General features: G+C 39.2%; 1 pseudogene. It reads right to left on the reverse strand.

Annotation, left to right across the window (positions count from 1 at the left end):
* Positions 1 to 444 (reverse strand): annotated as a pseudogene (locus A7Z29_RS23065) (ISAs1 family transposase); the annotation flags it as partial.
* Positions 445 to 711: the final 267 nt, after the last annotated feature.

A 711-nucleotide genomic window follows, 5' to 3' on the forward strand; every position in this document is an offset into this window, starting at 1 on the left:
CTGTAATCTCATTGGATTTCTCATCTGTCTTAATCTGCCCAAGGCTCAGACTGTGCATAGTTGAGAACGCACTAATGACATGAATCGCTCCCTTGCGGCGACTCTTATCATAAGAGTGCCGGAGCGTTTTTCCATCAATTGCAATGACGTCTTTATCATTTGAGGAATGGCAGTCACGCATCCAGTTAATAAAGCACTCGTGAAATTTTGCAGGACTGATACAGATACAGCTGTGGCAATGGTATCGTGAACAGGGATGGCATTTTTAAAATGACCATATTGCTTCAAAAAATCGAGATGTGTTTCTCCAAAATCCTCTATATCTTCCTATCCTTCAGCCCCGAAAATGACGGCACAAATAGTCAACAGTAGAATATCTGACAAATTATGTTCCACTTTCCAGGCTTGTCTGTAATCAGGGATAATAGAAATATGCTCCATCATTTTTTAAGTACCATTTTGTTCTCCTTATTTATGTAAGGAGTATTTGATTATATATAAGCTGTGAAAAACAGTTTTGAGTAATAAGGAATTACTCAATTATTGAATATATAGTGCGAATTATTTAGTGCAAAAAACAACGTTATGTGATCTTTCCCTGGGGCTGCCCCCCTTAATCACCGCTCACCACAAGCAACTAATCAAGGTAGTTAATCATGGCTGAACACGATATTACGCCAGAAGTCACCATTTCCAAAACACAGCGCCGCT

The sequence above is a fragment of the Escherichia sp. MOD1-EC6842 genome, from assembly GCF_002965705.1.
Taxonomy (GTDB): Bacteria; Pseudomonadota; Gammaproteobacteria; order Enterobacterales; family Enterobacteriaceae; genus Escherichia; species Escherichia ruysiae.